Consider the following 22339-nt stretch of genomic DNA (forward strand, 5'->3'; position numbering starts at 1 on the left):
TTAAGTCGAATCCAGCGGAAGCGCTCCCTGCTCAGAATCGCTGAAATGCAGCGTCGAGCGTCCTCGCGCTTTGTCTATCGTCAAGCATGGAAAAACTGACAGGGCGGTGCCCGAATATGGCAAGCCCTACATCGGCTCGAAGACCGTGCCGCCCGCCTTGTAGCCGCCTTGCGCCGTCTGGGAGAAGGGCGAGCATTCGGTGCGCGTACCGCGCGGCAGGAAGCTCGTCGGATTGAAGGCTTCACAGAGCGAGCCATCGCTCGCCTGCCAGATGCCGGTGCCCTCGCCTTTGCCACTTTCCTGATAGCTGAAGGTGCCGTCGCTATTGAAGGTCGTGGTGCCGGTGCGACTGCCGGTGCGCGTATAGCGGAAGCTGTTGCCCGACAGCACACGCATGATCTCGCCCGCCTTCATCGGCCCGGTGGGCACGGTGGGCGGTGGCGCCGTGACATCCGGGCCGGTCGAATCGTCGATGCGCGTCGAGCTCGAGCTGCAGGCGCCAAGCAAAAGGGCGGCCAGGGCAATGCCGACCCAGGCCGACGGACGGGACAAGCGCATCATATTCCCTCCGCCATGACGACGACTCGCGCCCCGACGGGGGCGCGGCGATAGAGCTCGATGACATTCTGGTTGAGCATGCGGATACAGCCTGAGGATGCGTTCTTGCCGATCGACATCGGCTCGTTGGTGCCATGAATGCGGTACAGCGTGTCACCGCCGTTCTGGAACAGATAAAGTGCTCGGGCGCCAAGCGGATTTTCCGGGCCACCCGGCATGCCGTCCTTCCATTTCGCCTTTTCGGGGCTGCGCTCGATCATGTCCTTGGGCGGCGTCCAGCGTGGCCACATCACCTTGCGTCCGACATCGGCGAGCCCGGCCCAGCGGAAGCCGTCGCGGCCCACTGCGCAGCCGAAGCGCAGGGCCTGTTGGCCCTCCATAATCAGGAAGAGCTGGCGCGAGCCGGTATTGATGATGATGGTGCCCGGCCAATGCCGCGTCGGGTAGGGAACGATGGCGCGGCGGAAGTCCTTCGGCAGCTTCTTCTCGTCAAAAGGCGGCAGCGGGTACGGATCGTCGAGATCCTGATCGGCCCAGGCCGCCGTCGCCATGAGGCCCGTTGGCAATGCCGAGCCGGCCACCAAGGCGCCCGCGATGAAGTTCCGACGCGACAAAACAGATCCGGACACGGTTCTTCCTCCTCAGCCCTTCTCTTCATTCACTGCATGCACAGATGGCAAGACTGCGGCACCTGTACCAGCGTGCCGGCGAAATCTCGCCGCCGCGCTTATCTTTTTGTTTGCGCATGATCTTTCCGGAAAAGCGGCATCCGCTTCCCCAATCATGCTCTAGAGCCATTCCGCTCAGGCTTCAATTGCCCGGAAGGGCATGACTCTCTTAGCTAAAATCGCATGTAATGCCTTAACAACTCATCAAGGCTAACCGCTGATTAACGTGAATGAGACGACATGAAATGATACTGTTTCGGTCGAGATGGGACGGCTTCTTCCGCCCCTTATATTCTCCCCGTCTCTTGACAGCACCCCGATCCCTTTTAACCCCGCATCGCTGCGGGGTTTCTTTTATCGGGCTTCAGCCGCATCGGCAGGCCGCCGACGCGTAGCGCCTTTACCTCTGCTTATTCTCCCCCATGGTATGGGCTCGCGAGGCGGAGTGGGAAGACCTACTCCTTCGGATTTTGAATTGAATTTGAAGGAGCGGGTCTCTGGAGCGGGAGATCCTGGCATGGCCGAGGGGCGCAAATCCTATATCGATGTCGAGGTGCTGCAGCGCCTGCTCAAGGGACTGGATTTCCTCGTCCTCTGCTTTGCGGGACTGGTCATCACGCTGGGCATGGCGCGCTTGCCGTCGGTGCCGGACAATGACTCACTCATCGGCTTCTTCACACTGGAACTGGCTCTGCTCTCGATGTTCGCGATGCGCATCCTGGGTCTCTATGAGATCACTTCATTGCGCCGCGGCCTCAGATCCATCGTTTTCTCTTTCGCCGCCTGCCTTCTGAGCGTCCTCGTCAACTATCTGCTGGCCTGGCTCGGCCTCATCGACCTGCCTCCCGAATGGCTCGTCGTCTGGCTCGTGCTCATGGCAGCCTATCTTATCCTGACACGTGGCCTCGTCGCTCTATGGGCACGGCCTCTCGATCGCGCCGGCCGCTTCCGCAAACGCATCGCCATTGTCGGCGGTGGCGCCGCGGCCGAGGAAGCCATTGCGACGCTCGAGGGGTCGCCCGGCCTCGACATCGACATTGTCGGCCTGTTCGACGACCGTTTCGACGACCGTAGCCCGGAAGCGATCCGCGCCCACAAGAAGCTCGGCAAGATCAGCGAGCTCGCCTCCTTCGCGCGCGAGCACCGGGTCGATCTTATCATCGTCGCGATACCGCTGTCTGCCGAAGCGCGGCTCCTGCAGATTCTGAAACGGCTGTGGGAATTGCCCGTCGACATCCGAATCAGTGGACAGGCCTCGAAGCTCAAACTGAGCCCGCGTGCTTATACGCATCTCGGAAATCTGCCCCTGCTCGCGGTTTTCGACCGGCCGCTGACCGGCTGGTCGTCCTTCCTCAAATCGGCGATGGACCGCTGTCTGGCGCTCCTCTTCATCATCGTCTTTTCGCCCGTCCTGGCTCTGACGGCGCTCGCCGTGCGTCTCGACAGCAAGGGCCCGATCCTCTTCAAGCAGCGCCGCTACGGCTTCAACAACGAGCTCATCGAGGTCTTTAAATTCCGCTCCATGTATGTCGAGCGCAGCGATGCCGACGCTGCCCGGCTGGTGAGCAAGGGCGACCCCCGCGTGACGCCTGTCGGGCGCTTCATCCGCAAGACGTCGCTCGACGAATTACCTCAGCTTTTCAATGTATTGAAGGGCGACCTCTCGCTTGTCGGGCCACGCCCGCACGCCACCCAGGCCAAGGCGCAGGAGGCCCTCTATGAACAGGTCGTCGACGGCTATTTCGCCCGCCACCGGGTGAGGCCCGGCATCACCGGCTGGGCGCAGATCAATGGTTGGCGCGGCGAGACCGACACCAAGGAAAAGATCGAGCAACGCGTTCTTTACGACCTCGATTACATCGATCAATGGTCGCTCGGCTTCGATCTCTATATCCTCGCCCGCACCCCGGTGGCCCTGCTCCAGACCCAGAACGCCTACTGAGCCCGAACCACCGCTATGCACAGGGCCTAAATCGCTCTTTACCCTATCCGGCAGAGGTATAGACTCCCAACAGCTGCGAAAATGCAGCTCTGGGCAACCATCAGAGGGGTTAAGTCATGGATTTCATCATTCAGTTGATCCTTGGCGCATTGGGCGGCAACGGGGCGGGCGCCGCCGTCAAGAATGCCAGTCTCGGCACTGTCGGCAATTCCGTTGTCGGCGCGGTCGGTGGCCTCGTCCTCGGTCAAATACTTCAGAGATACATGGGCATGGATGCGGCCGCCGCCACGGCCACGTCGAGCACCATCATCCAAAGCGTGATCGGCGGCGCCGGTGGCGGCGCCATCCTGACCATCATCGCCGGCCTCATCAAGAATGCGATGAGCAAAGGCTCGGCATAGATCCCACCAGAATGCGAAACGGGCGCCCACCGGCGCCCGTTTCAATTTAAAAACAGATCAAGATCGGCTTAGAGCGCCGGGCTTTCCGTTGGCATCGCCCCGACGCTCTAACTTTTTGTTTTGCGCATCGGCTTGCCCGAAAACCGCGCTCGCTTTTCGGGCCGATGCTCTAGAGCTGATCCGTGCCGAATGTGTCGCAGGACTTCATATCGCCGGTCTCGAGACCGCGCTTGAACCAGCGCACGCGCTGCTCCGACGAGCCGTGGGTGAAGGATTCCGGGACCACATAACCCTGCGAGCGGCGCTGCAAGCGGTCATCGCCGATGGCGGCCGCGGCATTGAGGCCTTCCTCGATATCGCCCTGCTCGAGAATATTGTTGGTGTCATTGGCCGACTTCGCCCACACGCCGGCGAAGCAATCGGCCTGCAGCTCCATGCGCACGGAAAGTGAATTGGCATCGGCTTCCGAAGCCTGCTGACGTGCCTGCGTGACCTTGGCGGCGATGCCGAGCAGGTTCTGGATGTGATGACCGACCTCATGCGCGATGACATAGGCCTGGGCGAAATCGCCGGGCGCGCCGAGCTTGTTCTTCATATCCTGATAGAAGGAGAGGTCGATATAGACCTTGTTGTCACCCGGACAATAGAACGGCCCCATGGCCGACTGCGCCATGCCGCAGGCCGATTGCACGAAGCCGTTGAACAGAACGAGAGTCGGCTTTTGATATTGCCGGCCCATCTCCTGGAATTTCTGGGTCCAGACACGCTCGGTCGAGCCCAGCACGCGGGCGACGAAGTCCTTGCCGGCATCGCCGGTCACATCGACCTGGGCCTGGCCGGAAGGCTGCTGCTGGGTCTGGGTCTGGGTGGTGGTCTGCCCACCGGACGGCGCTTGCGTTTCACTCTGCTGCTGGCCCGGCGGCTGCAGCTGGCCGTCGCCGGTGATCATCTGCAGGAGGTCGATGCCGAAAACGAACTTGGCGATCAGATAGACGGCAACCAGCAGAATGATGGTTTGCAGACTGAAGCCTCGGCCGCCGCCGCCCATCGGCACCTGGAATCCACCGCCCTTACCGCCGCGCGGAAAGCCGAAGCCGCCGCCCTGGCCGCGGCGATCCTCGATGTTGTCGCTGGGCCGTTCATTGTCGAGTCTCATGTCGTCCTTGCCTCCTGTCCGATGGTCCCGGGGCTACGCCGCTAAGACGCGGAACCGGGCAAGATCATATACCAGTTTCAGCGCCGGAGTCGCGATGCCTGTCATTTGCGCCAATTCGATGACAGCCCCCAGCAAGGCGTCGAGCTCGGTGGGCCGGCCGGCATCGACATCCTGCAACATGGAGCTGCGGTGTGCGCCCACCTTGGCCGCCATGTCGAGGCGCTCCTCGACGCTCACGGAAAAGACGACGCCCAGTGCCTCGCCAATGGCGCGGGCTTCTTCCATCATGGCCGCCAGCACCGCCCGTGTGCCGGGATCACGGGCAAGCGCCTCGAGCGTGCCGCCGGTCAGGACGCTTACGGGATTGAAGCTGAGATTGCCCCATAGTTTGAGCCAGATCTCATTGCGCAGGTCGGCCCGGACCGGACTCTTGACGCCCGCCCGCTCCAGGAGCGCGCTCAACTTCCGGGCGCGGTCGCTGATCTCGCCCGACGGTTCACCGATGGTCAAACGGTCGCCAAAGCCGTGGACGATGTGGCCGGGGGCGCCGAGCTCGGCCGCCTGCCAGATGACCGCCCCCAACGCCCGCTCCGGTCCGAGCGTCTTCCACAAGAGCCCGCCCGGATCGACGCTTTCAAGAATGTGACCGTCGAACCGTCCGCCATGCTTGTAGAAATACCACCAGGGCAGACCATTCTGGCCGAACAGCAACACGGTATCCGGCCCGATCAGAGGCGCCAGCGCATCGACGATCCCTGGCAGGGCATAGGCCTTGAGGGTCAGGATCACGTAATCCTGGCGCCCCAGTTCGCGTGGATCGGCAGAAACCTTCGGATGAACCGTAAAGGTCTCGCCCGCCTGGGTGACGCTCAAGCCTTTGGCCTGCATCGCCTCCAGATGGGCGCCGCGCGCCACCAGCGCGACGTCGGCCACATCCGCCCTGGCGAGCCTGGCCCCGATGAGACCGCCGATCGCGCCGGCGCCGAACACGCAAATTCTCGTCATATCCGTAGTTTATGCATAAGTCGGATGGGCAGCCAGATCATTTGAAGGAAAGGCAGCCTTAAGCTAAGAGGCGGACATGACCGACCGTCTTGTCATCGCTCTCGCCCAGCTCAACCCGACCGTCGGCGCGGTCGCGGCCAATCTCGCCAAAGCGCGGCAAGCCCATGCCGCCGCCCGTGAGGCCGGCGCCGATCTCGTCCTTTACCCGGAACTCTATATCGCCGGCTATCCGCCCGAGGATCTGGTCCTGCGCGCTTCCTTCGTCACCGCCTGCCGTGAAGCGGTCGAGGACCTGGCCCGCGACACGGCCCAGGGACCCGCCATCCTGATCGGTCTGCCTTGGCGCGATGGCAAGAAGCTCCACAATGCGGTGGCGCTGCTCAACCAGGGCAAGATCGAGACGCTACGCTTCAAGCATGACCTGCCCAATTACGGCGTCTTCGACGAGAAGCGGGTCTTCGATGCCGGCCCCGCCCCCGGACCGATCAGCTTCAAGGGCGTGCGCCTTGGCGTGCCGATCTGCGAGGATATCTGGACGGAGGAATCCTGCGAGACCCTGGCCGAGACCGGCGCCGAGATCCTGCTCGTCCCAAATGGCTCGCCCTTCGAGCAGAACAAGGACGACACCCGCCTCAATCTGGTGGTGGCGCGGGTCACCGAAACGGGCCTGCCGCTCGCCTATCTCAACCAGATCGGCGGCCAGGACGAACTCGTTTTCGACGGCGCCTCCTTCGTCCTCAATGCCGATCGCACGCTCGCTCTGCAGATGCCGATGTTCGAAGAAGCGCTCGCCGTCACCGAATGGATCCGCGGCGCGCAAGGCTGGCGGATGAACAAAGGCGAGATCGCCCGCCTGCCTGAAAAGGAAGAAGAGACCTGGCTCGCCTGCGTGCTCGGCCTCAAGGATTACGTCGAGAAGAATCGGTTTCCCGGCGTGGTCCTGGGCCTGTCGGGCGGCATCGATTCCGCCGTCGTCGCCGCCATGGCGGTCGATGCGTTGGGGGCCGATCGCGTCCATTGCGTGATGCTGCCCTATGCCTATACGAGCCGCGACAGCCTCGTCGATGCGGAAGCCTGCGCCGAGGCGCTCGGCGTGCGCTACGATGTGGTGCCGATCAAGGAGCCGGTGGAAGGCTTCCTTTCGGCACTCAAGCCGTTGTTCGACGGCCGGAACATCGACACGACGGAAGAGAACATCCAGTCGCGCAGCCGCGGAGTGATCCTGATGGCGATCTCGAACAAGTTCGGCTCGATGGTGCTGACCACCGGCAACAAGTCGGAAATGTCGGTCGGCTATGCGACGCTTTATGGCGACATGAATGGCGGCTTCAACCCGATCAAGGATGTCTACAAGACGCAAGTCTACCGGCTGGCGCGCTGGCGCAACGCGAACCGCCCTGCCGGACTCGCGGGTCCCGCCGGCACGATCATCCCCGAGCGCATCATCACCAAGGCGCCGACCGCGGAACTGCGCGAGAACCAGACCGACCAGGACACGCTGCCGCCCTATGACGCGCTCGACGACATTCTTTCAGGCCTCGTCGAGGAGGAGCTGCCGGTCGCCGACATCGTCAAGCGCGGCCATACGGAAGCCCTGGTAAGGCGCGTCCAGCATATGCTTTATGTAGCGGAATATAAACGGCGCCAGGCAGCCCCCGGCGTCAAGATCACCCGGCGCAATTTTGGTCGTGACCGGCGTTATCCGATCGTCAACGGTTTCAGGGACAGAAGCTGACATGGCTCCCATCTTACGCTTTGCCCCCTCACCCACCGGCCGCATCCATATCGGCAATGCGCGCACGGCCATCCTCAACTGGCTGTTCGTGCGTAAATCCGACGGCCAGTTCGTGCTGCGTTATGACGACACCGATGTCGAGCGCTCGACGGCGGCCTTCGCCGCCGGCATCGCGCATGATCTCGGCTGGCTCGGCATCGTGCCCGACCGGGTCGAATATCAGTCGAAGCGCTTCGACCGCTATCGTGCCGTGGCCGACGAGCTCCGGGCCGCAGGCCGGCTCTATCCCTGCTATGAAACAGCGGACGAGCTCGACAGGCGGCGCAAGCGCCAGCTCGCCCGGCATCAGCCGCCGGTCTATGACCGCGCCGCCCTGAAGCTCACGCCTGAGGAGCGCCAGGCGCTCGAGGCCGAAGGGCGCAAGCCGCATTGGCGCTTCAAGCTCGACGGCCGCAATGTCGAATGGGTCGATCTCATCCGCGGGCCCCAGCATATCGACACGACCAATCTGTCCGATCCGGTGCTGGTGCGCGAAGACGGCAGCTATCTCTACACATTGCCTTCGGTGGTCGATGATATCGATTTCGGCATCACCCATGTGATCCGCGGCGAGGACCATGTCGTCAACACCGCGGTGCAGATCGAGATCTTCGAAGCGCTCGCCGGCAAGGTCCCGCATTTCGCCCATCACAGCCTGCTCACGGGCGCCGACGGCCAGGGCCTGTCGAAACGCTTAGGCTCGCTGTCGATCGCCTCCTTGCGCGAGGGAGGCCTCGAGGCCATGGCGGTGGTGAGCCATGCGGCGCTCCTCGGCACCTCGGACTCGATCCATCCCTGTCTCGACTATCGTGAACTCATCGAAGGTTTCGATCTCGCCAAGCTGTCGCGGGCGCCGGCCCGCTTCGATGACAATGAATTGCGCGGCCTCAATGCGAGGCTGCTCCATATGACGCCCTATGCGGCGGTGAAGGAACGGCTCGAGCACGGTGATGAAGCCTTCTGGCTTGCGGTGCGCGGCAACCTCACCGTCTTTGCCGATATCAAAGACTGGTGGACCATCGTCGCCGGCGACATCACGCCCAAGATCGCACCGGAAGAACGCTCCTTCATCGATGTGGCGGCCAGACTGCTGCCGCCCGCCCCGTGGACAAGTGAGACCTGGAAAGTCTGGACCGAAGCCGTCAAGGCCGAGACCGGCCGCAAGGGCAAGGCCTTGTTCATGCCGTTGCGGCTGGCGCTGACCGGGCTCGATCACGGCCCGGAGCTGGCTCTGCTGCTGCCGCTCATCGGGCGGGATCGGACTTCCCGGCGATTGGGAACGTAATCGGATCCGCATTGATCGCCGACGGAAAAGCCTTAAAACATGCGATGTTTGAGATTGGGGTATGCCCATGATCCTCGTCGGTCAGTATGACTCTCCCTATGTGCGCCGCGTGGCGGTGACGCTGCATCATTATCATTTGCGCTTCGAGCGCAACCGCCTGTCGGTCTTCCATCCGGGCATGGTCGACATCAACCCCTTGATGCGCATTCCCTCGCTCGTCATCGACGGCGACGAGACGCTGCATGACAGCGGCGCCATCATCGACTATCTCGACGAGATGGTCGGCCCGCAGAAGGCGCTGACCCCGCGCAGCGGCGAGGAACGCCGCAAAGTGCTGCAGGTCATCGCCCTCGCCACCGGCGCCATCGATAAGACGCTTGCCGTCGTTTATGAGCGGCATTTCCACCTGGCCGCCGGCATCGCCCATGAATGGACGGTGCGCTGCATGGCGCAGCTTTCGGGCGCCCTCGTCCATCTCGACGCGCATGCGAACGGGCCCTGGTATTTCGGCCGCAAGTTCACGCAGGCCGATGTCACACTGGCATGCCTCATCGGCTATCTGAAGCTGCGGCTGCCGGAAGCCTTTCCGGCCGGACGTTATCCGCATCTCGAGAAACTGGCGGAACGCTGCGAGGCGCTCGATGCCTTCATCAAGGCAAAACCGGCGCCCGATGAGCTGATGCCGGCGAAACCTTGATCAGCCAGCCGGAATCTCCGCCGACGCATCCGGCACCCTGTAGCCTTTGATCACCGCCGGACGCGCGGCCATGGCCTGATACCAGCGCCGCACATTGGGAAAATCATTGAGGTCGATCTTCTGCCAGGCGAAGCGGGCGATCCACGGGAAGGTCGCGATATCGACGATCGAATAATCGCCGCACATGAAGTCCTGGCCGTCGAGCAGCCGGTCGAGGACACCATAGAGGCGCTTCGCTTCGGCGGCGAACCAGGCATCGGCGAAGGGCGCTTTGCCTTCGTTGTAATGGAGGAAATAATGGGCGCGGCCGAGAAAGGGGCCGACCGCCGACATTTGCCACATCAGCCATTCATGGATGCGGATCCGTGCCTTGGCTTCCGCCGGATAGAGCTTGCCGGTCTTCTCACCGAGATACATGAGAATGGCGCCGGATTCGAAAACGCTCTGGCCGCTGTCGCGGTCGATGATGGCCGGGATCTTGTTGTTGGGCGAAATCTTGAGAAAGGCAGGCGCGAACTGCTCGTCCTTGCCGATATTGATCGGATGGGTCGTGTAAGCGAGGCCCATCTCCTCCAATGCGATCGAGATCTTGCGCCCATTGGGCGTGCTCCAGGTGTAGAGATCGATCATAGCAGCCGCAATCCTCCCGCTTGTTCCATCTGGTCCTCGAGGGTCAGGATACGGTCATAGGCGCCATCGGCAAGCACCGAATGGCCCGTGAGCAACAAAGCCTCGCGCGCGGGGGCAAGCACCGGATCGGCGAAGGCCTTGTCCAGCGCCAGGCGCAAGGGCGCAGGATCGCGGCCGGGCGCGGTTACAAAAGGAAGGCCCGGTACCTTCGGCGAACGCGCGATCTCGATCAGGCCATCGAGATAATCGGGGCGATAGCGCCGCGCCAGCGCCACACAGACGGAATCGATCGAGCAGAGGTCGGCCTTGCCATCGCGTACCGCGATCATCGATTTGACATGGCCGCCACTTTCGAGAACCGAGGAAAAAAAGTCGCCGTCTTTCGCAAAGGGCGTGAAGACGAGCTTCAATGCCAGCATGCCCGACATGGAATCAGGATTGTTCACCGCCGCGCGGCTGCCTCTGAATTCGGCCAGCGGGCGGTTCTCGCGCGCGAAGACGAAGCTGCAATAATCGGCACCCTCGCAGCCATCGGCGCTGTAATGCGGAGTCGCCAGATAAGCAAAACGGCCGCGGAATTCATGGGTAAAGGGGTAGCCGCAGGTCTGGCTGAAAAACAGATCGCCTCTGCGCCAGCCGGCGAAATAATCGGGATCATGGTCGAGCCGCGCGCCGTCCTTGCCCATATGCCTGAGGATACCGCCACCCCATTCATCGGTGGCCTCACGGACCTCGGGCCAGTCATACATGGGCAGCGATATCGTCATTGGACGTCCTTCATCAAAGAGCGAATGTAGTTGCCGGTTTCATTGGGCTGGATGCGGGCATGGCGGATGAGATTGTCGAAGTGCCGCGACAGCTCGCGGATATGCTCGGTCGAGGTGAAGACGAAATACATGTCGCCGACATAAAGCGCGGCGCGCATCGGACCGAACACCGTATAGGGAACCGAAAAGCGTTCGCGATTGTCGAACAGGAACCAGCGATAGGCGGGATAAAGCTCCTCGACGAGGCCGGCTGCCTGCTCGAGCTGGGCCAGACGTTCGGCGGCCTCGAGGCCGCGCCAGATGCCCTCGCCACGCGCAAAGCCTTCGAGCCCTTGCAGCGGCGAGCAGACTTCGATCTCATGCTCGGTGCGCTTGGCATGCATGATGCGGGCCCTGGCGATGCCGGCCCAGGCTTTGGCGGCAGTCGCTTCGAGCCGCCCGGTCTCATGGGCGATCACCGCCTCGGTCTTTACCTGGTCGGGCAAGGTCGCCGGCACGTAGCGGACCTTGAAGCCGCGGGCTTCCTCATGCCAGGCCAACAGACGCTCGTCGGCGGGGCTGCCGGCATCAGGCTCGATCGCCATCTGCGAGACAATGTCGGCCGCCACCTGATCCTGCTGGGAAAGACCCAGAAGCCAGTCGATCGACACGGTGTGGCGGGCCGCGATGCGGGCGATCGTCTCGGTTCGCGGCAATCTTACGTTGACGTCAGAAAGAAGTTGCGACAGCGTCGAACGGTCGAGCCCGGCGCGCGCCGCGAATTGCGCCCGCGACAGGCCTGATCGCTCGATCAGCGCCAAAAGCCGCTGGCGGAAGATGTCCGACGTGTCCCGCTTCAGCATTGTTTACAATCGTCACCAATTGACGTGGATGCGTATCAGAATAAACAGATTATGCGCATAATAGCATGGTGGGTAAAGGCCGATGCGCCTATAAAATTGAAACATGTTGCCGCCCCGCGAAATCGAGACCGCCAAGCCGCTCAATATAGAGTGGCCGACGGTCACCCTGATCGCCCTCATGTATGGCCTGCTCGCCCTCCTGATGTGGTTCTTCCATGCACTACCCTGGTGGGTGGTGGTGCCGGCCGCGGCCTATCTGGTGGCGCTGCACGGCTCGCTCCAGCATGAGGCGCTGCATGGCCACCCGACCCGCAACCGCCTGGTCAATGAGCTCCTGGTGGCGATCAGCCCGAGCCTCTGGTTCCCCTATCGGCGCTACCGCAAGCTGCATCTCACCCATCACAATGATGAGCATCTGACCGACCCGCAGCTCGATCCCGAATCCTATTATCTGCTGCCCGATCACTGGGTGCGGCTGCCGGCGCCGATGAAGCAGCTCTACACGATCAACAACACACTCGCCGGCCGCATGATCCTGGGGCCGATCATCGCTGCGGTCCGTTTCTGGTCCTCGGAACTCGTCGCCCTTCTCAAGGGGGACCGAGAAATCCTCAATGCCTGGCTGCTCCATATCCCGGCGGCGGCCGTCACCCTCGTCTATGCGCTCTGGGTGTGCGGCATTCCCTTCTGGCAATATGTCCTGCTCTTCGTCTATCCAGGCATCGCGCTCATGCTGGTGCGTTCCTTCTGCGAGCATCAGGCGGCGGAAAACGAGGGCGAACGCACCATCATCGTCGAGGCCTCGCCCTTCTGGTCGCTTTTGTTCCTCAACAACAACCTGCATGTCGCCCATCACACGCGGCCGCGGCTGCCCTGGTACGAGCTTCCCGCTTATTACCGCGCCGAGCGCGACGCGCTCGTCGCCAAAAACAACGGCTATCGCATGAACGGCTATGGCGAGATCTTCCGGCGCTACTTCCTAAGACCTAAGGAACCGGTCGCCCACCCACTCATCAAATGAACAATCAATCAGTCTACGGAGAAAACAGCCCATGACCACCGCGCATCTACCGAAATCAGCCGCCTATGTCGTCGTCGGCATGGGCATGCATGGCATGTCGACGGCCTGGCATCTCGCCATGGAGCTCGAGCGCTCCGGCAAGGGCAAAGGCTCGGACGTCATTCTCATCGACAAGGCCGGTCCCGGGGCCGGCGCCACCGGCATCGCCTGCGGCTGCGTACGCAATCTCTACATGACTTCGCCGATCCACAATATCCTGCGCCATTCGGTCGATGTGTGGGAATCGGACCCGGTCAATTTCGGCTTCCAGCAAGTGGGCTATGTCTCGGTCGGCGAAGGCAACCAGCAGGCCGATTACGAGAAGATGCATAAGAGCCAGAACGCCGCCGGCTACAAGTCCGACATGTATGTCGGCAAGGAGGCGAAGAGCTTCCTCAAGAAGATCTGGCCGGACTTCAATGTCGACAAGGCCGATGTCGTGCTGCACGAGATCCCGTCGGGTTATGCCGGCACCCACACGGCGGTGCGCGCCCTCAAGGAGAAATGCGACCAGTGGGGCGTGCGCTCCTTCACCGGCATCTCGGTCGAAGGCTATGACATGCAGAACGGCCGCATCACCGGCGTCCTCACCTCGGAAGGCACGATCAAGGCCGATGCGGTGGTGATCTGCGCCGGCGCCTGGATCACCAAGCACTGGGATTGGTTGGGGCTGCCCAACAAGCTCGACATGCGCTATCCCGACGGCGGCGTCGTCAAGGACGCCGACATGTGGACCTACTGGCGCCTGCTCGAAGGCGAAGTGCTGCTCAAAGACGGCCACAAGTACCGCACCGGCGACGACAAGGATCCCCCGGTTCTCCATGTCGAGCTGATGAACACGCCGGTCATCACCGAGAACGGCCACAAATTCCCGGATCAGCACTTCTATATGTATGTGCGTTATGCGGCTGAGCGCGCCGGCGCGCCCGGCGTCCAGGGCGGCACCATCCCGATCAAGATGGGCCCCAAGGCGGTGCTCGAGCCCTATGGCCACGCCAACGACCTCTATCAGGCCGATGCGTGGTTCAAGGACTACTACATGGCGACGCTCGCCTATCTGTTCGACCAGTTCAAGAACTATGGCAGCCAGTTCAAACAGCGCCGCAATGGCGGCATCGGCGCCTTCACGCCGGACTCGGTGCCGATCTTCGACTGGGTCGCCGAGAACGGCTACATGATCGCCGACTCGAACCACGGCTATAAGATGATCGGCGTCGGCAAGCTCGTCGCCCGCCACCTGGTATCGGGCACCCCGGTGCCTGAGCTGTCGCCCTTCGCTTTCACCCGTTTCGCCCAGGGCAAGACCTTCGGCGACCGCAATTCCAATTGTCCCTGGGTGTAAGCCCCGGATTAAATCGCAGTAAACTGTTACAGCAGGATAGGGAGCGCGTGACCCGGAAAAGTGGCTACCGGTTTTCCGCCCCGGTCACGCGCCACATCTAAAATGTCGATCACGTTCGTCACTTCAGGCCATTTAGGCCTGAAGTGACCGTGATCTATCCCCTATCTTGCTGTTTTTTTGCCTGATTTCCCTGCTTTTTGCGCTCCGGGGTCCACAACGCGGGACCGGTCCCTGACCGGTCTCCACAGGAGGAGGGGGCGAATTCAACCCGCCAAATGGGCGTTTTTTAGCGTGTGCAGCGCAAAAACCCATGAAAATAAGGGTTTTCACGAATCAACGCATGCGCTAGGGCTCGATTCACTGAATTCAGCAAGCAAGGAGCAGATACATGGCTGATGATAAAGTGAAAGTGGTGACGATTCCTCTGTCGAAAGTGGCAGCGGAACTTGCCGAGAAGCACGAGATGTCGAAGAAGGCCTCCACGGAGTTCCTCGGCGCTTTCGTCGACCTCGTCGTCAAGCACCTCAAGAAGGGTAACAAGGTCCGCGTGACCGGCCTCGGCATCCTGCAGGTTCGTAAGCGTCCGGCGCGCATGGGCCGCAACCCCGCCACTGGCGAAGCCATCAAGATCAAGGCTTCGAAGAAGGTTGCCTTCCGCGCTGCCAAGGAGCTGAAGGAAGCCATCTAAGCTTCCGGCAGTCTGATTTCGAAACGGCCCCGTTCACGCGGGGCCGTTTTCGTTTTTAGGCTGTCGAGCGTCGCTTATGCTTGCTTAGCTTGTTTGATTGCTCTTATGATCCTCGCCAACAAAAAACAAAAATTGGCAAGGTGAGGGATGCTGTTACTGGCTGGCCGACGCCTCGCGTCGATGCTCCTGATCATGATCGTGATTTCGATACTGCTGTTCCTTGCCTTCGAAGGGGACAAGCTGGCCCTCGCCGGACGGGTGCTCGGCCAGTACACGACAATGGAAGGCAAACTCCACTGGATCGAAGAGAACGGCTACAACCGGCCGCTCGTGGTGCGCTACATCAGCTGGCTCTATGGCTTCTTCACCGGCGACTGGAAAATCTCCGCGCAATATAATCGGCCGGTGCTGGAGTTCCTGGCCCCGCGCCTCGCCAATACGGCGATCCTCGGTCTCTGCGTCTTCATCATCACGGCGGTCATCTCGCTGATCCTCGGCGTGCTTGCCGGCGTCAATGAAGGCGGACTGCGCGACCGCGTCATCTCGGTCATCTCGGTCATCACGACGTCCTTTCCGGAATTCGCCTCGGGCACCTTCCTCGTTGCCATCTTCGTGTTCTGGCTAGATTGGCTGCCGGGCTCCTCGTCCTTCACCAACGGCTTCAGCGTGAAAGAGCTCGTGCTGCCGGTCACCGTCCTGGTGATCTTCAATTTCGGTTACTATACCCGCATGACGCGGGCCTCGATGGCCGAGGTCATGACCTCGCAATATGTGCGGACCGCAATCCTCAAGGGTCTTCCGCCCCGGAGCGTCGTCGTCAAGCATGCGTTGCGCAATGCGCTGATCGCGCCCTTCACGGTCATGATCCTGCAGCTCAACTATCTCCTGTCCGGCATTGTCGTGACCGAGGTGTTCTTCGCCTATGACGGGTTCGCCAAGGCGATGTACGACGCCGCCCTCTTCGGCGACACATATGTCGTCTCTGCTTGCGCCATGGTCGCGGTGTTCGTGGCAGTCCTGTCGCAGTTCATCTCGGATGTGGGCTACACCTATCTCAATCCGCGCATTCGTTTCGCATAAGGACAGATGCCCATGACCGTGACGTCCGTGCCAGCGACCGAGATGCCCAAGCGTCGGCCACTCCTTCTGCGCATCCTGAAATCGATCACGCTGCTGCGCGAATCCTATGTCGGCATGTTCGGCGCCGTCCTGGTGCTGTTCTGGCTCGTCATGGCAGTCGGTGCCGACCTCTTTCCGCTGCGCGATCCTCTGGCGCAATCGGCGCCCGATCTCCTGAAGCCGGCTTTGTCGTTGGCGCCCGACGGCACTACCTATTGGCTCGGCACGGACGACAAGGGGCGCGATATCCTCTCGCGCCTCATCTTTGGCTCGCGGCTCGTGCTGTTCTGGTCGGTCCTCGCGACCGTCGTCGCTTATGCGGTCGGCATGCTGCTGGGTGTGATGGCGGGCTATCGCGGCGGCTGGTGGGACGAGGTCATTTCCTTCATCGGCAATGTGTTCCTGTCTTTCCCGCCGATGGTGCTGTTCCTCGTCATTCTCACCAATTTCGGACCGACCTCCAGCATGGGGCAATATATCGGCAGCCTGGGCGTCGGCAGCACCGTGGTATCGGGCGTCATCATTATCGTCGCCATCACCTTCGGCACCGCCCCGCAAGTGGCCCGCATCGTGCGCGGCCTGGTGCTCGACCTGAAGACACGCGACTATATCGCCGCCGCCGAAGTGCGCGGCGAAAGCCCTCTTTATATCATGCTGGTCGAACTCCTTCCCAATGCGCGCGGGCCCCTGATCGTCGATGCCTGCCTGCGGCTCGGTTATGTCATCATCGCCATCGCGGTGCTCGGCTTCCTGAGCCTCGGCCTGCCGCCGCCCGAGCCCGACTGGGGCAAGATGATCGCCGAGGTGCGCGGTTTCGGCGCCATGGCGAGCAATGCGATGATCTGGCCGGCCATGGCCATCTCATCCCTGGTGCTCGGCCTCAATCTCCTGGCCGACGCCTTGCGCGAAATCTCACTGCGTGACTGAGGGAAGATGGCGATGAATGCAGCGCAGACACCCGTCCTTGAATGCAAGAACGTCTCGATCTCCTATTTCACACGCGCCGGCGCCATCCCTGCGGTCTATGACTTCAACCTCACCGTGATGCCGGGAGAAGCGGTTGGAATCGTCGGCGAGTCGGGCTGCGGCAAATCGACGGTGGCGCTCGCTATCATGCAGTATATGGGCCGCAACGGCGCCATCACCGGCGGCGAGATCAAGTTCATGGGCCGCGACATGCGCACCATGTCGCAAGAGGAATTACGCAAGATCCGCGGCTCGCAGATCTCGATGGTCTATCAGGAGCCGATGGCGTCGCTCAATCCGTCGCTGCTGATCCGCACCCAGCTCACCGAGGTGCTGATAGTCCATGAGGGCATCAGCGAGGACGCCGCCTATAAACGCGCCGTCGAGGTGCTCGACGCGGTACGCCTGCCGGATCCGAACCGCATCATGAATTCCTATCCGCATCAGCTTTCAGGCGGCCAGCAGCAGCGTGTCGTCATCGCCATGGCGCTGCTCTCCAATCCGAAGCTGCTGTTGCTCGATGAGCCGACCACGGCGCTCGACGTGACGGTGGAAGCGGGCGTGGTCGAGCTCATCAAGGACATCTCGAAGCGCTTCGGGACGTCGATGATCTACATCTCGCACAATCTCGGCCTCATCCTCGAAACCTGCAACCGTATCTGTGTCATGTATTCGGGCCAAGCGGTCGAGGTCGGCGAAGTGAAGCAGGTCTTCGACCATATGCGCCATCCCTATACGCGCGGGCTGTTCTCCTCGATCCCGCTGCCGGGCGCCGACCGCTTCTCGCGGCCGCTGGTTCCCATCCGCGGACAATTGCCGCTCCCTCGCGACCGGCCGAAGGGCTGCACTTTCGGGCCGCGCTGCGATTTTTTCGAGGCCGCGCGTTGCGACAAGCCGATTGCGATGCTCGACATCGCAAACGATCCCGGCCATCAGGCGCGCTGCGTGCGCTACAACGAGATCGACTGGAAGCGCTATCGGCCCAAGGGCCTCGAAGCCGAACCGATCATACCGGGGCCGCCGGTGCTGCAGATCAGGAATATGAAGAAATACTACGAGATCCGCGACAATTCGATCGCCGCGATGATCTCCGGCACCAAATCGCGCTTCGTCAAGGCCAATGAGAAGATCGACTTCGAGGCACGCGAGGGCGAGACCGTCGCCATTGTCGGCGAATCCGGCTGCGGCAAGAGCACCTTCGCCAAGGTGCTGATGGGTCTCGAGGAGTCGAGCGGCGGCGAGGTGCTGGTGAATGGACAGGAAGTCGGCCACCTGCCGGTGCGCAAGCGCCCGGCGGGCCTGATATCGAGCCTGCAGATCGTCTTCCAGAATCCCTTCGAGACACTCAATCCGAGCCATTCGGTGGGATCCCAGATCGCGCGCGTATTGCGTAAATTCGGCGTCGCCAAGAACCGCGACGAAGCCGAGCGCAAGACCTATGAACTGCTCGATCTCGTCAAGCTGCCGCGCGAATTCGCCGATCGTAAACCGCGCCAGCTGTCGGGCGGCCAGAAGCAGCGCATCGGCATCGCCCGCGCCTTCGGCGGCGAGGCGGCGGTCGTCATCGCCGACGAGCCCGTCTCCGCGCTTGACGTTTCCGTGCAGGCGGCGGTGACCGGGCTCCTCACCGACATCCAGCGCAAGAAACGCACGACCCTCGTCTTCATCAGCCACGATCTGTCGGTGGTGCGTTATCTCGCCGACCGCATCGTCGTGATGTATCTCGGTCGTATCATGGAACAGGGTACCACGGATGAGGTGTTCTCACCGCCTTATCACCCCTATACCGAGGCGCTGCTTTCCGCCGTACCGATCGCCGACACATCGGTCACCAAGAGGCACATCGTGCTCAAGGGTGAGCTGCCCTCGCCGATGAACCCGCCACCAGGTTGTCCGTTCCAGACCCGCTGCCCGCGCAAGATCGGCGCCATCTGCGAGACGGAGATGCCGCCCAACAAGGACATGGGCAACGGCCATATGATCATGTGTCACCTGCCCGACGACGTGCTGCGCGCCATGGAACCGGTGATCAAGGTCGGCCGCCACGAAAGCGAAGAAAGTAATATCGCCCACTAAACATGCCCCTTCCCCTGCATCTCAGATCCGCTCTCGATCAGGCGCGCCTCCTGCGCGCCCGCAAGATCAGCGCCCGCGAACTGCTCGATCTCGCCTGGAGCCAGGTCGAGAAGCACAATAAGTCGCTCAATGCGGTTATCGTCAGCGACATAACGCGGGCGCGCAAGGCCGCGGCCGCCGCCGACCGGCGCCTCAAGGCGGGCGCGCCCAAAGGCACCTTCGACGGGGTGCCGATGACGATCAAGGAGAGCTTCGACTGGACCGGCACGCCGACGACCTGGGGCGATCCGCGCTTCGCCGGCAATATCGCCAAGTCCGATGCGGTCGCCCTCACCCGCCTCACCGATCAGGGCGCCGTCATCTTCGGCAAGACCAATGTCCCCCTGATGCTCGCCGACTGGCAGAGCTTCAACGCCATTTACGGCACGACGAACAATCCCTGGGACGTGACGCGCTCGCCGGGCGGGTCCTCCGGCGGTTCGGCGGTGGCGCTCGCCACCGGGATGAGCGCGCTCGAGATCGGCTCCGATATCGGCGCCTCGATCCGCAACCCGGCGCATTATTGCGGCGTCTACGGCCACAAGCCGACCTACGGCATCGTGCCGATGCGCGGCCAGTTCCTGCCCGGCATCGTGACGCCGAGCGACATTTCCGTGGCAGGCCCCATGGCGCGCAGCGCCCGCGACCTCACCGCCATGCTCAAGCTCCTGGCGGGTCCCGATGGTATCGAGGCGCAGGCCCTCCAGCTCAGACTACCGGGCGCACCGCAAAAGTCCTTCAGGGACTTCCGCGTGGCGGTGATGCTGAGCGATCCGGTGAGTGAGGTCGATCAGCCGGTGCAGGATCTGGTCGGAAAACTGGCCCAATTCCTGTCCAAAAGGGCGAAGCGCCTGTCGATGTCAGCGCGGCCCGACTTTTCAACCCGCGAGGCGATGGACGTCTATATCCAGCTCCTGCGCTCGGCGACGAGCCGCCGGCAAAGTGATCGGGATTTCGCCGCCAACCGGGCGCTCGCCGATAGCTTCGCCACCGCCGACACCAGCTATTTCGCCCAGATGACCCGCGCCTATGTGCTGCCGCACCGCTCCTGGCTCATGGCCAATGAGCGGCGCCATCAGATGCGCCTGCTCTGGGACCGGTTCTTCACCGACTGGGACGTGCTCATCTGTCCGGCGGCGGCCTCGGCCGCCTTCCCGCATGACCAGCAGGGCGAACGCCATGAGCGGACGATTAGGGTGAATGGGCGGCGGGTCGCAACGACCGACCAGTTGTTCTGGGCCGGATATTCGGGCGGCTTCTACCTGCCCTCGACCGTCGCCCCGATGGGGCTGACGCCGCAAGGCCTGCCGGCCGGCATCCAGATCATCACCCGGCAATATGGCGACTTGACCGCGCTGCGCTTTGCCGAACTCCTGGAACAGGAATATTGCGCTTTCGTGCCGCCGCCAGGTGCTCAGTAGACGGAAATGTGCAACCGCCTTGCCGCCTAAGGCGTAAATTCCATTCACCATTTGCGAATTTGGATAGCAGTGATAGGCTTCTCCCGGGCGCAAACGGCTCAAATAATCGACGTCCGATCCAACGGGACGCCAAGTTCATCTTTTGCAAAGAACCCCCGCAATGGGAGGGAGGAAGAGGACAAATGTCAGACAAAGAACATATTTGGATTCCGAAGCTCAAGCAGCAGCTCTCCGACAAGAAAATCGACCGCCGCGAATTCGTTCGCTATGCGAGCCTGCTCGGCATGTCGTCGGGTGCGGCCTATATGTGGGCCGGCAAGATCACCGGCCAGCCGCTGGCGCCGCCGGCGATGGCGCAGGACATGCCGAAAGGCGGCGTCCTCAAGATCGCCCAGCGTATCCCTAAGGTCGACAACCCGCATACATTCTCCTGGGTCTACGACTCGAATGTGGTGCGCCAGGTCTGCGGCTATCTCACCCGCACCGGCGTCGACAACGTGACCCGCCCGCATCTGTGCGAGAAGTGGGAAGCCTCGGAGGACCTCAAGACCTGGACACTTCACATCAAGAAGGATGCCAAGTGGCATAAGGGCGAGGACTTCACCGCCGAACACGCGGCGTGGAACATCAAGCACTGCCTCGATCCGAAAGTCGGCTCTTCCGTCGTCGGCCTGATGAAAGGCTATATGCTGAAGGACGTCGACACCGGCACGAAGGACGACAAGGGCAATGCGGTGATGACCACCGAATTGTGGGATGCCAATGCGATCGAGATCAAGGACCCGAAGACTCTCGTCCTCAATCTCGCGCAGGCTCAGGTCGCGGTTCCGGAGCATCTTTTCCACTATCCCTTCCTGATGCTCGACCCGGCCGAGAACGGCGCCTTCGCCGTCGGCTCCAACGGCACCGAATCCTTCGAGCTGGTGGAGCTGGAAATCTCGCGCAAGGCGGTATTCAAGCGCCGCCCCGATGCGCCGGGCTATCTCGACGAGTTGCACTTCATCGACCTCGGCGACAATCCGACGGCGGTGGCGGGCGCGCTCGCCTCCAAGCAGGTCGACGGTATCTATCAGGGCAATATCGAGCAGTTCGACCTCTATAAGGGCATGCCGCATGTCGACATCCACCAGGTGGTGACGGCGCAGACCGCGGTCGCCCGCATGCAGATGACGCAGAAGCCCTTCGACGACCCGAAAGTGCGCAAGGCGATCCGGCTCGCCACCGATCCGGCGAAGTGCCTGCAGATCGCGCATAAGGGTGTCGGCGAGCCGGCGGAACATCATCACGTCTGCTCGGTGCATCCCGACTACAAGAAGATCGAGCCGCTCGGCTACAAGCCCGATGAGGCGAAGAAGCTCCTCGCCGAAGCCGGCCATCCGGACGGCATCGACATCGAGATCTTCTGCAAGCCCGATCCGTCCTGGGAACAGGCGGCCGTCGAGGCGATGGCGGAGCAGTGGAAGGCCGGCGGTATCCGCGCCAAGATCAATGTCCTGCCGTCGGCGAAGTTCTGGGAAGTGTGGACGGAGGTGCCCTTCGGCTTCACCGAATGGACGCACCGCCCGCTCGGCTTCATGGTGCTGGCGCTCGCCTATCGCACCGGCGTGCCGTGGAACGAGTCGCGCTATTCGAACAAGCAGTTCGACGAGCTGTTGAACAAGGCCGAGGGCACGCTCGACGTCGACAAGCGCCGCGAGATCCTGGGCGAGCTCGAAACGATCATGCTGGAGGATGGGCCGATCACCCAGCCGCTCTGGCGCTCGGTCTACGCCGCCTATGACAAACGCGTGCAGGGCTTCGAGATCCACCCGACGCTCTACATCTTCGGTGAGCAGCTGGCCGTCAAACCGGCGTAAGCAAACCTGAGACACGAAAGAGAGCCCGCGAGCCTTGCTCGCGGGCT

20 protein-coding genes are annotated in these 22339 nt (G+C 62.2%); 13 read left to right on the forward strand and 7 right to left on the reverse strand.

Annotated features, from left to right (window positions below):
- Positions 1–126: 126 nt before the first annotated feature.
- Positions 127–561: a hypothetical protein gene (locus JHL16_RS24180; protein WP_200187469.1), complete on the reverse strand. Its 435-nt coding sequence runs from the start codon at positions 559–561 to the stop codon at positions 127–129.
- Complete coding sequence (locus JHL16_RS24185; protein ID WP_348647274.1) at positions 558–1187, reverse strand: L,D-transpeptidase; 630 nt, start codon at positions 1185–1187, stop codon at positions 558–560. The genes JHL16_RS24180 and JHL16_RS24185 overlap by 4 nt, the downstream gene beginning before the upstream one ends.
- A 556-nt stretch (positions 1188–1743) precedes the next feature.
- On the opposite strand from JHL16_RS24185, the gene JHL16_RS24190 reads away from it, so the two are divergent.
- The gene (locus tag JHL16_RS24190) at positions 1744–3168 is read left to right on the forward strand and encodes an undecaprenyl-phosphate glucose phosphotransferase (RefSeq protein ID WP_246771151.1); all 1425 of its coding nucleotides are present in this window, start codon (positions 1744–1746) and stop codon (positions 3166–3168) included.
- Between the two features lie 116 nt (positions 3169–3284).
- On the forward strand, positions 3285–3569 hold the full coding sequence (locus tag JHL16_RS24195) for a hypothetical protein (protein ID WP_200187471.1): 285 nt from the start codon (positions 3285–3287) through the stop codon (positions 3567–3569).
- A 169-nt stretch (positions 3570–3738) separates the two neighbouring features.
- Here the strand turns inward: JHL16_RS24195 and ypfJ are convergent, their stop codons facing one another.
- Complete coding sequence (gene ypfJ / locus JHL16_RS24200; RefSeq protein ID WP_200187472.1) at positions 3739–4725, reverse strand: KPN_02809 family neutral zinc metallopeptidase; 987 nt, start codon at positions 4723–4725, stop codon at positions 3739–3741.
- 33 nt (positions 4726–4758) lie between these two features.
- Positions 4759–5730: a 2-dehydropantoate 2-reductase gene (locus JHL16_RS24205; protein ID WP_200187473.1), complete on the reverse strand. Its 972-nt coding sequence runs from the start codon at positions 5728–5730 to the stop codon at positions 4759–4761.
- Positions 5731–5806: 76 nt separating this feature from the next.
- Here JHL16_RS24205 and JHL16_RS24210 point away from each other — a divergent pair, with 76 nt between their 5' ends.
- The 3 genes from JHL16_RS24210 (at position 5807) to JHL16_RS24220 (ending at position 9486) form a co-directional block, all read left to right on the forward strand.
- Entirely contained in the window at positions 5807–7465 is a 1659-nt protein-coding gene (locus JHL16_RS24210) for an NAD+ synthase (RefSeq protein WP_200187474.1), read from the forward strand.
- Between the two features lies 1 nt (position 7466).
- A complete protein-coding gene (gltX, locus tag JHL16_RS24215) occupies positions 7467–8789 on the forward strand; it encodes a glutamate--tRNA ligase (protein WP_200187475.1) in 1323 nt (440 codons plus the stop codon).
- Between the two features lie 61 nt (positions 8790–8850).
- A complete protein-coding gene (locus JHL16_RS24220) occupies positions 8851–9486 on the forward strand; it encodes a glutathione S-transferase family protein (RefSeq protein ID WP_210346089.1) in 636 nt (211 codons plus the stop codon).
- Here the strand turns inward: JHL16_RS24220 and JHL16_RS24225 are convergent, their stop codons facing one another.
- From JHL16_RS24225 to JHL16_RS24235, 3 genes are read right to left on the reverse strand one after another with little or no spacing between them, the layout of a single operon-like run.
- Positions 9487–10116 carry a glutathione S-transferase family protein gene (locus tag JHL16_RS24225; protein ID WP_200187477.1) on the reverse strand — a complete coding sequence of 210 codons (630 nt, stop codon included), beginning with the start codon at positions 10114–10116 and terminating at the stop codon, positions 9487–9489.
- Positions 10113–10883 carry a phosphate/phosphite/phosphonate ABC transporter substrate-binding protein gene (locus JHL16_RS24230; RefSeq protein ID WP_200187478.1) on the reverse strand — a complete coding sequence of 257 codons (771 nt, stop codon included), beginning with the start codon at positions 10881–10883 and terminating at the stop codon, positions 10113–10115. Before JHL16_RS24230 ends, JHL16_RS24225 begins: the two co-directional genes overlap by 4 nt.
- Positions 10880–11725: a helix-turn-helix domain-containing protein gene (locus JHL16_RS24235; RefSeq protein ID WP_200187479.1), complete on the reverse strand. Its 846-nt coding sequence runs from the start codon at positions 11723–11725 to the stop codon at positions 10880–10882. The genes JHL16_RS24230 and JHL16_RS24235 overlap by 4 nt, the downstream gene beginning before the upstream one ends.
- A 103-nt stretch (positions 11726–11828) precedes the next feature.
- Here JHL16_RS24235 and JHL16_RS24240 point away from each other — a divergent pair, with 103 nt between their 5' ends.
- The 8 genes from JHL16_RS24240 to JHL16_RS24275 all read left to right on the forward strand — a co-directional run bounded on the left by JHL16_RS24240 (position 11829) and on the right by JHL16_RS24275 (position 22292).
- On the forward strand, positions 11829–12746 hold the full coding sequence (locus JHL16_RS24240) for a fatty acid desaturase (protein ID WP_200187480.1): 918 nt from the start codon (positions 11829–11831) through the stop codon (positions 12744–12746).
- 31 nt (positions 12747–12777) lie between these two features.
- A complete protein-coding gene (locus JHL16_RS24245; RefSeq protein ID WP_200187481.1) occupies positions 12778–14127 on the forward strand; it encodes an NAD(P)/FAD-dependent oxidoreductase in 1350 nt (449 codons plus the stop codon).
- A 388-nt stretch (positions 14128–14515) separates the two neighbouring features.
- Positions 14516–14815, forward strand: coding sequence for an HU family DNA-binding protein (locus tag JHL16_RS24250; protein WP_137855750.1), 300 nt, complete (start codon positions 14516–14518; stop codon positions 14813–14815).
- A 147-nt stretch (positions 14816–14962) separates the two neighbouring features.
- Positions 14963–15895, forward strand: coding sequence for an ABC transporter permease (locus JHL16_RS24255; RefSeq protein WP_200187482.1), 933 nt, complete (start codon positions 14963–14965; stop codon positions 15893–15895).
- Positions 15896–15907: 12 nt separating this feature from the next.
- Complete coding sequence (locus JHL16_RS24260) at positions 15908–16861, forward strand: ABC transporter permease (protein WP_246771152.1); 954 nt, start codon at positions 15908–15910, stop codon at positions 16859–16861.
- Between the two features lie 12 nt (positions 16862–16873).
- A complete protein-coding gene (locus JHL16_RS24265; RefSeq protein WP_478142424.1) occupies positions 16874–18976 on the forward strand; it encodes a dipeptide ABC transporter ATP-binding protein in 2103 nt (700 codons plus the stop codon).
- A gap of 2 nt (positions 18977–18978) precedes the next feature.
- On the forward strand, positions 18979–20436 hold the full coding sequence (locus tag JHL16_RS24270; RefSeq protein ID WP_200187485.1) for an amidase: 1458 nt from the start codon (positions 18979–18981) through the stop codon (positions 20434–20436).
- 182 nt (positions 20437–20618) lie between these two features.
- The gene (locus JHL16_RS24275; RefSeq protein WP_200187486.1) at positions 20619–22292 is read left to right on the forward strand and encodes an ABC transporter substrate-binding protein; all 1674 of its coding nucleotides are present in this window, start codon (positions 20619–20621) and stop codon (positions 22290–22292) included.
- Positions 22293–22339: the final 47 nt, after the last annotated feature.

The sequence above is a fragment of the Taklimakanibacter albus genome, assembly GCF_016595235.1.
GTDB classification, from domain to species: Bacteria; Pseudomonadota; Alphaproteobacteria; order Rhizobiales; family Aestuariivirgaceae; genus Taklimakanibacter; species Taklimakanibacter albus.

Bases quoted from the DNA above. Each gene is read 5' to 3' on its own strand.
- JHL16_RS24180 (WP_200187469.1), bottom strand. From the start codon at position 561: ATGATGCGCTTGTCCCGTCCGTCGGCCTGGGTCGGCATTGCCCTGGCC.
- JHL16_RS24190 (WP_246771151.1), top strand. From the start codon at position 1,744: ATGGCCGAGGGGCGCAAATCCTATATCGATGTCGAGGTGCTGCAGCGC.
- JHL16_RS24195 (WP_200187471.1), top strand. From the start codon at position 3,285: ATGGATTTCATCATTCAGTTGATCCTTGGCGCATTGGGCGGCAACGGG.
- ypfJ (WP_200187472.1), bottom strand. From the start codon at position 4,725: ATGAGACTCGACAATGAACGGCCCAGCGACAACATCGAGGATCGCCGC.
- JHL16_RS24205 (WP_200187473.1), bottom strand. From the start codon at position 5,730: ATGACGAGAATTTGCGTGTTCGGCGCCGGCGCGATCGGCGGTCTCATC.
- JHL16_RS24210 (WP_200187474.1), top strand. From the start codon at position 5,807: ATGACCGACCGTCTTGTCATCGCTCTCGCCCAGCTCAACCCGACCGTC.
- gltX (WP_200187475.1), top strand. From the start codon at position 7,467: ATGGCTCCCATCTTACGCTTTGCCCCCTCACCCACCGGCCGCATCCAT.
- JHL16_RS24220 (WP_210346089.1), top strand. From the start codon at position 8,851: ATGCCCATGATCCTCGTCGGTCAGTATGACTCTCCCTATGTGCGCCGC.
- JHL16_RS24225 (WP_200187477.1), bottom strand. From the start codon at position 10,116: ATGATCGATCTCTACACCTGGAGCACGCCCAATGGGCGCAAGATCTCG.
- JHL16_RS24230 (WP_200187478.1), bottom strand. From the start codon at position 10,883: ATGACGATATCGCTGCCCATGTATGACTGGCCCGAGGTCCGTGAGGCC.
- JHL16_RS24235 (WP_200187479.1), bottom strand. From the start codon at position 11,725: ATGCTGAAGCGGGACACGTCGGACATCTTCCGCCAGCGGCTTTTGGCG.
- JHL16_RS24240 (WP_200187480.1), top strand. From the start codon at position 11,829: ATGTTGCCGCCCCGCGAAATCGAGACCGCCAAGCCGCTCAATATAGAG.
- JHL16_RS24245 (WP_200187481.1), top strand. From the start codon at position 12,778: ATGACCACCGCGCATCTACCGAAATCAGCCGCCTATGTCGTCGTCGGC.
- JHL16_RS24250 (WP_137855750.1), top strand. From the start codon at position 14,516: ATGGCTGATGATAAAGTGAAAGTGGTGACGATTCCTCTGTCGAAAGTG.
- JHL16_RS24255 (WP_200187482.1), top strand. From the start codon at position 14,963: ATGCTGTTACTGGCTGGCCGACGCCTCGCGTCGATGCTCCTGATCATG.
- JHL16_RS24260 (WP_246771152.1), top strand. From the start codon at position 15,908: ATGACCGTGACGTCCGTGCCAGCGACCGAGATGCCCAAGCGTCGGCCA.
- JHL16_RS24265 (WP_478142424.1), top strand. From the start codon at position 16,874: ATGAATGCAGCGCAGACACCCGTCCTTGAATGCAAGAACGTCTCGATC.
- JHL16_RS24270 (WP_200187485.1), top strand. From the start codon at position 18,979: ATGCCCCTTCCCCTGCATCTCAGATCCGCTCTCGATCAGGCGCGCCTC.
- JHL16_RS24275 (WP_200187486.1), top strand. From the start codon at position 20,619: ATGTCAGACAAAGAACATATTTGGATTCCGAAGCTCAAGCAGCAGCTC.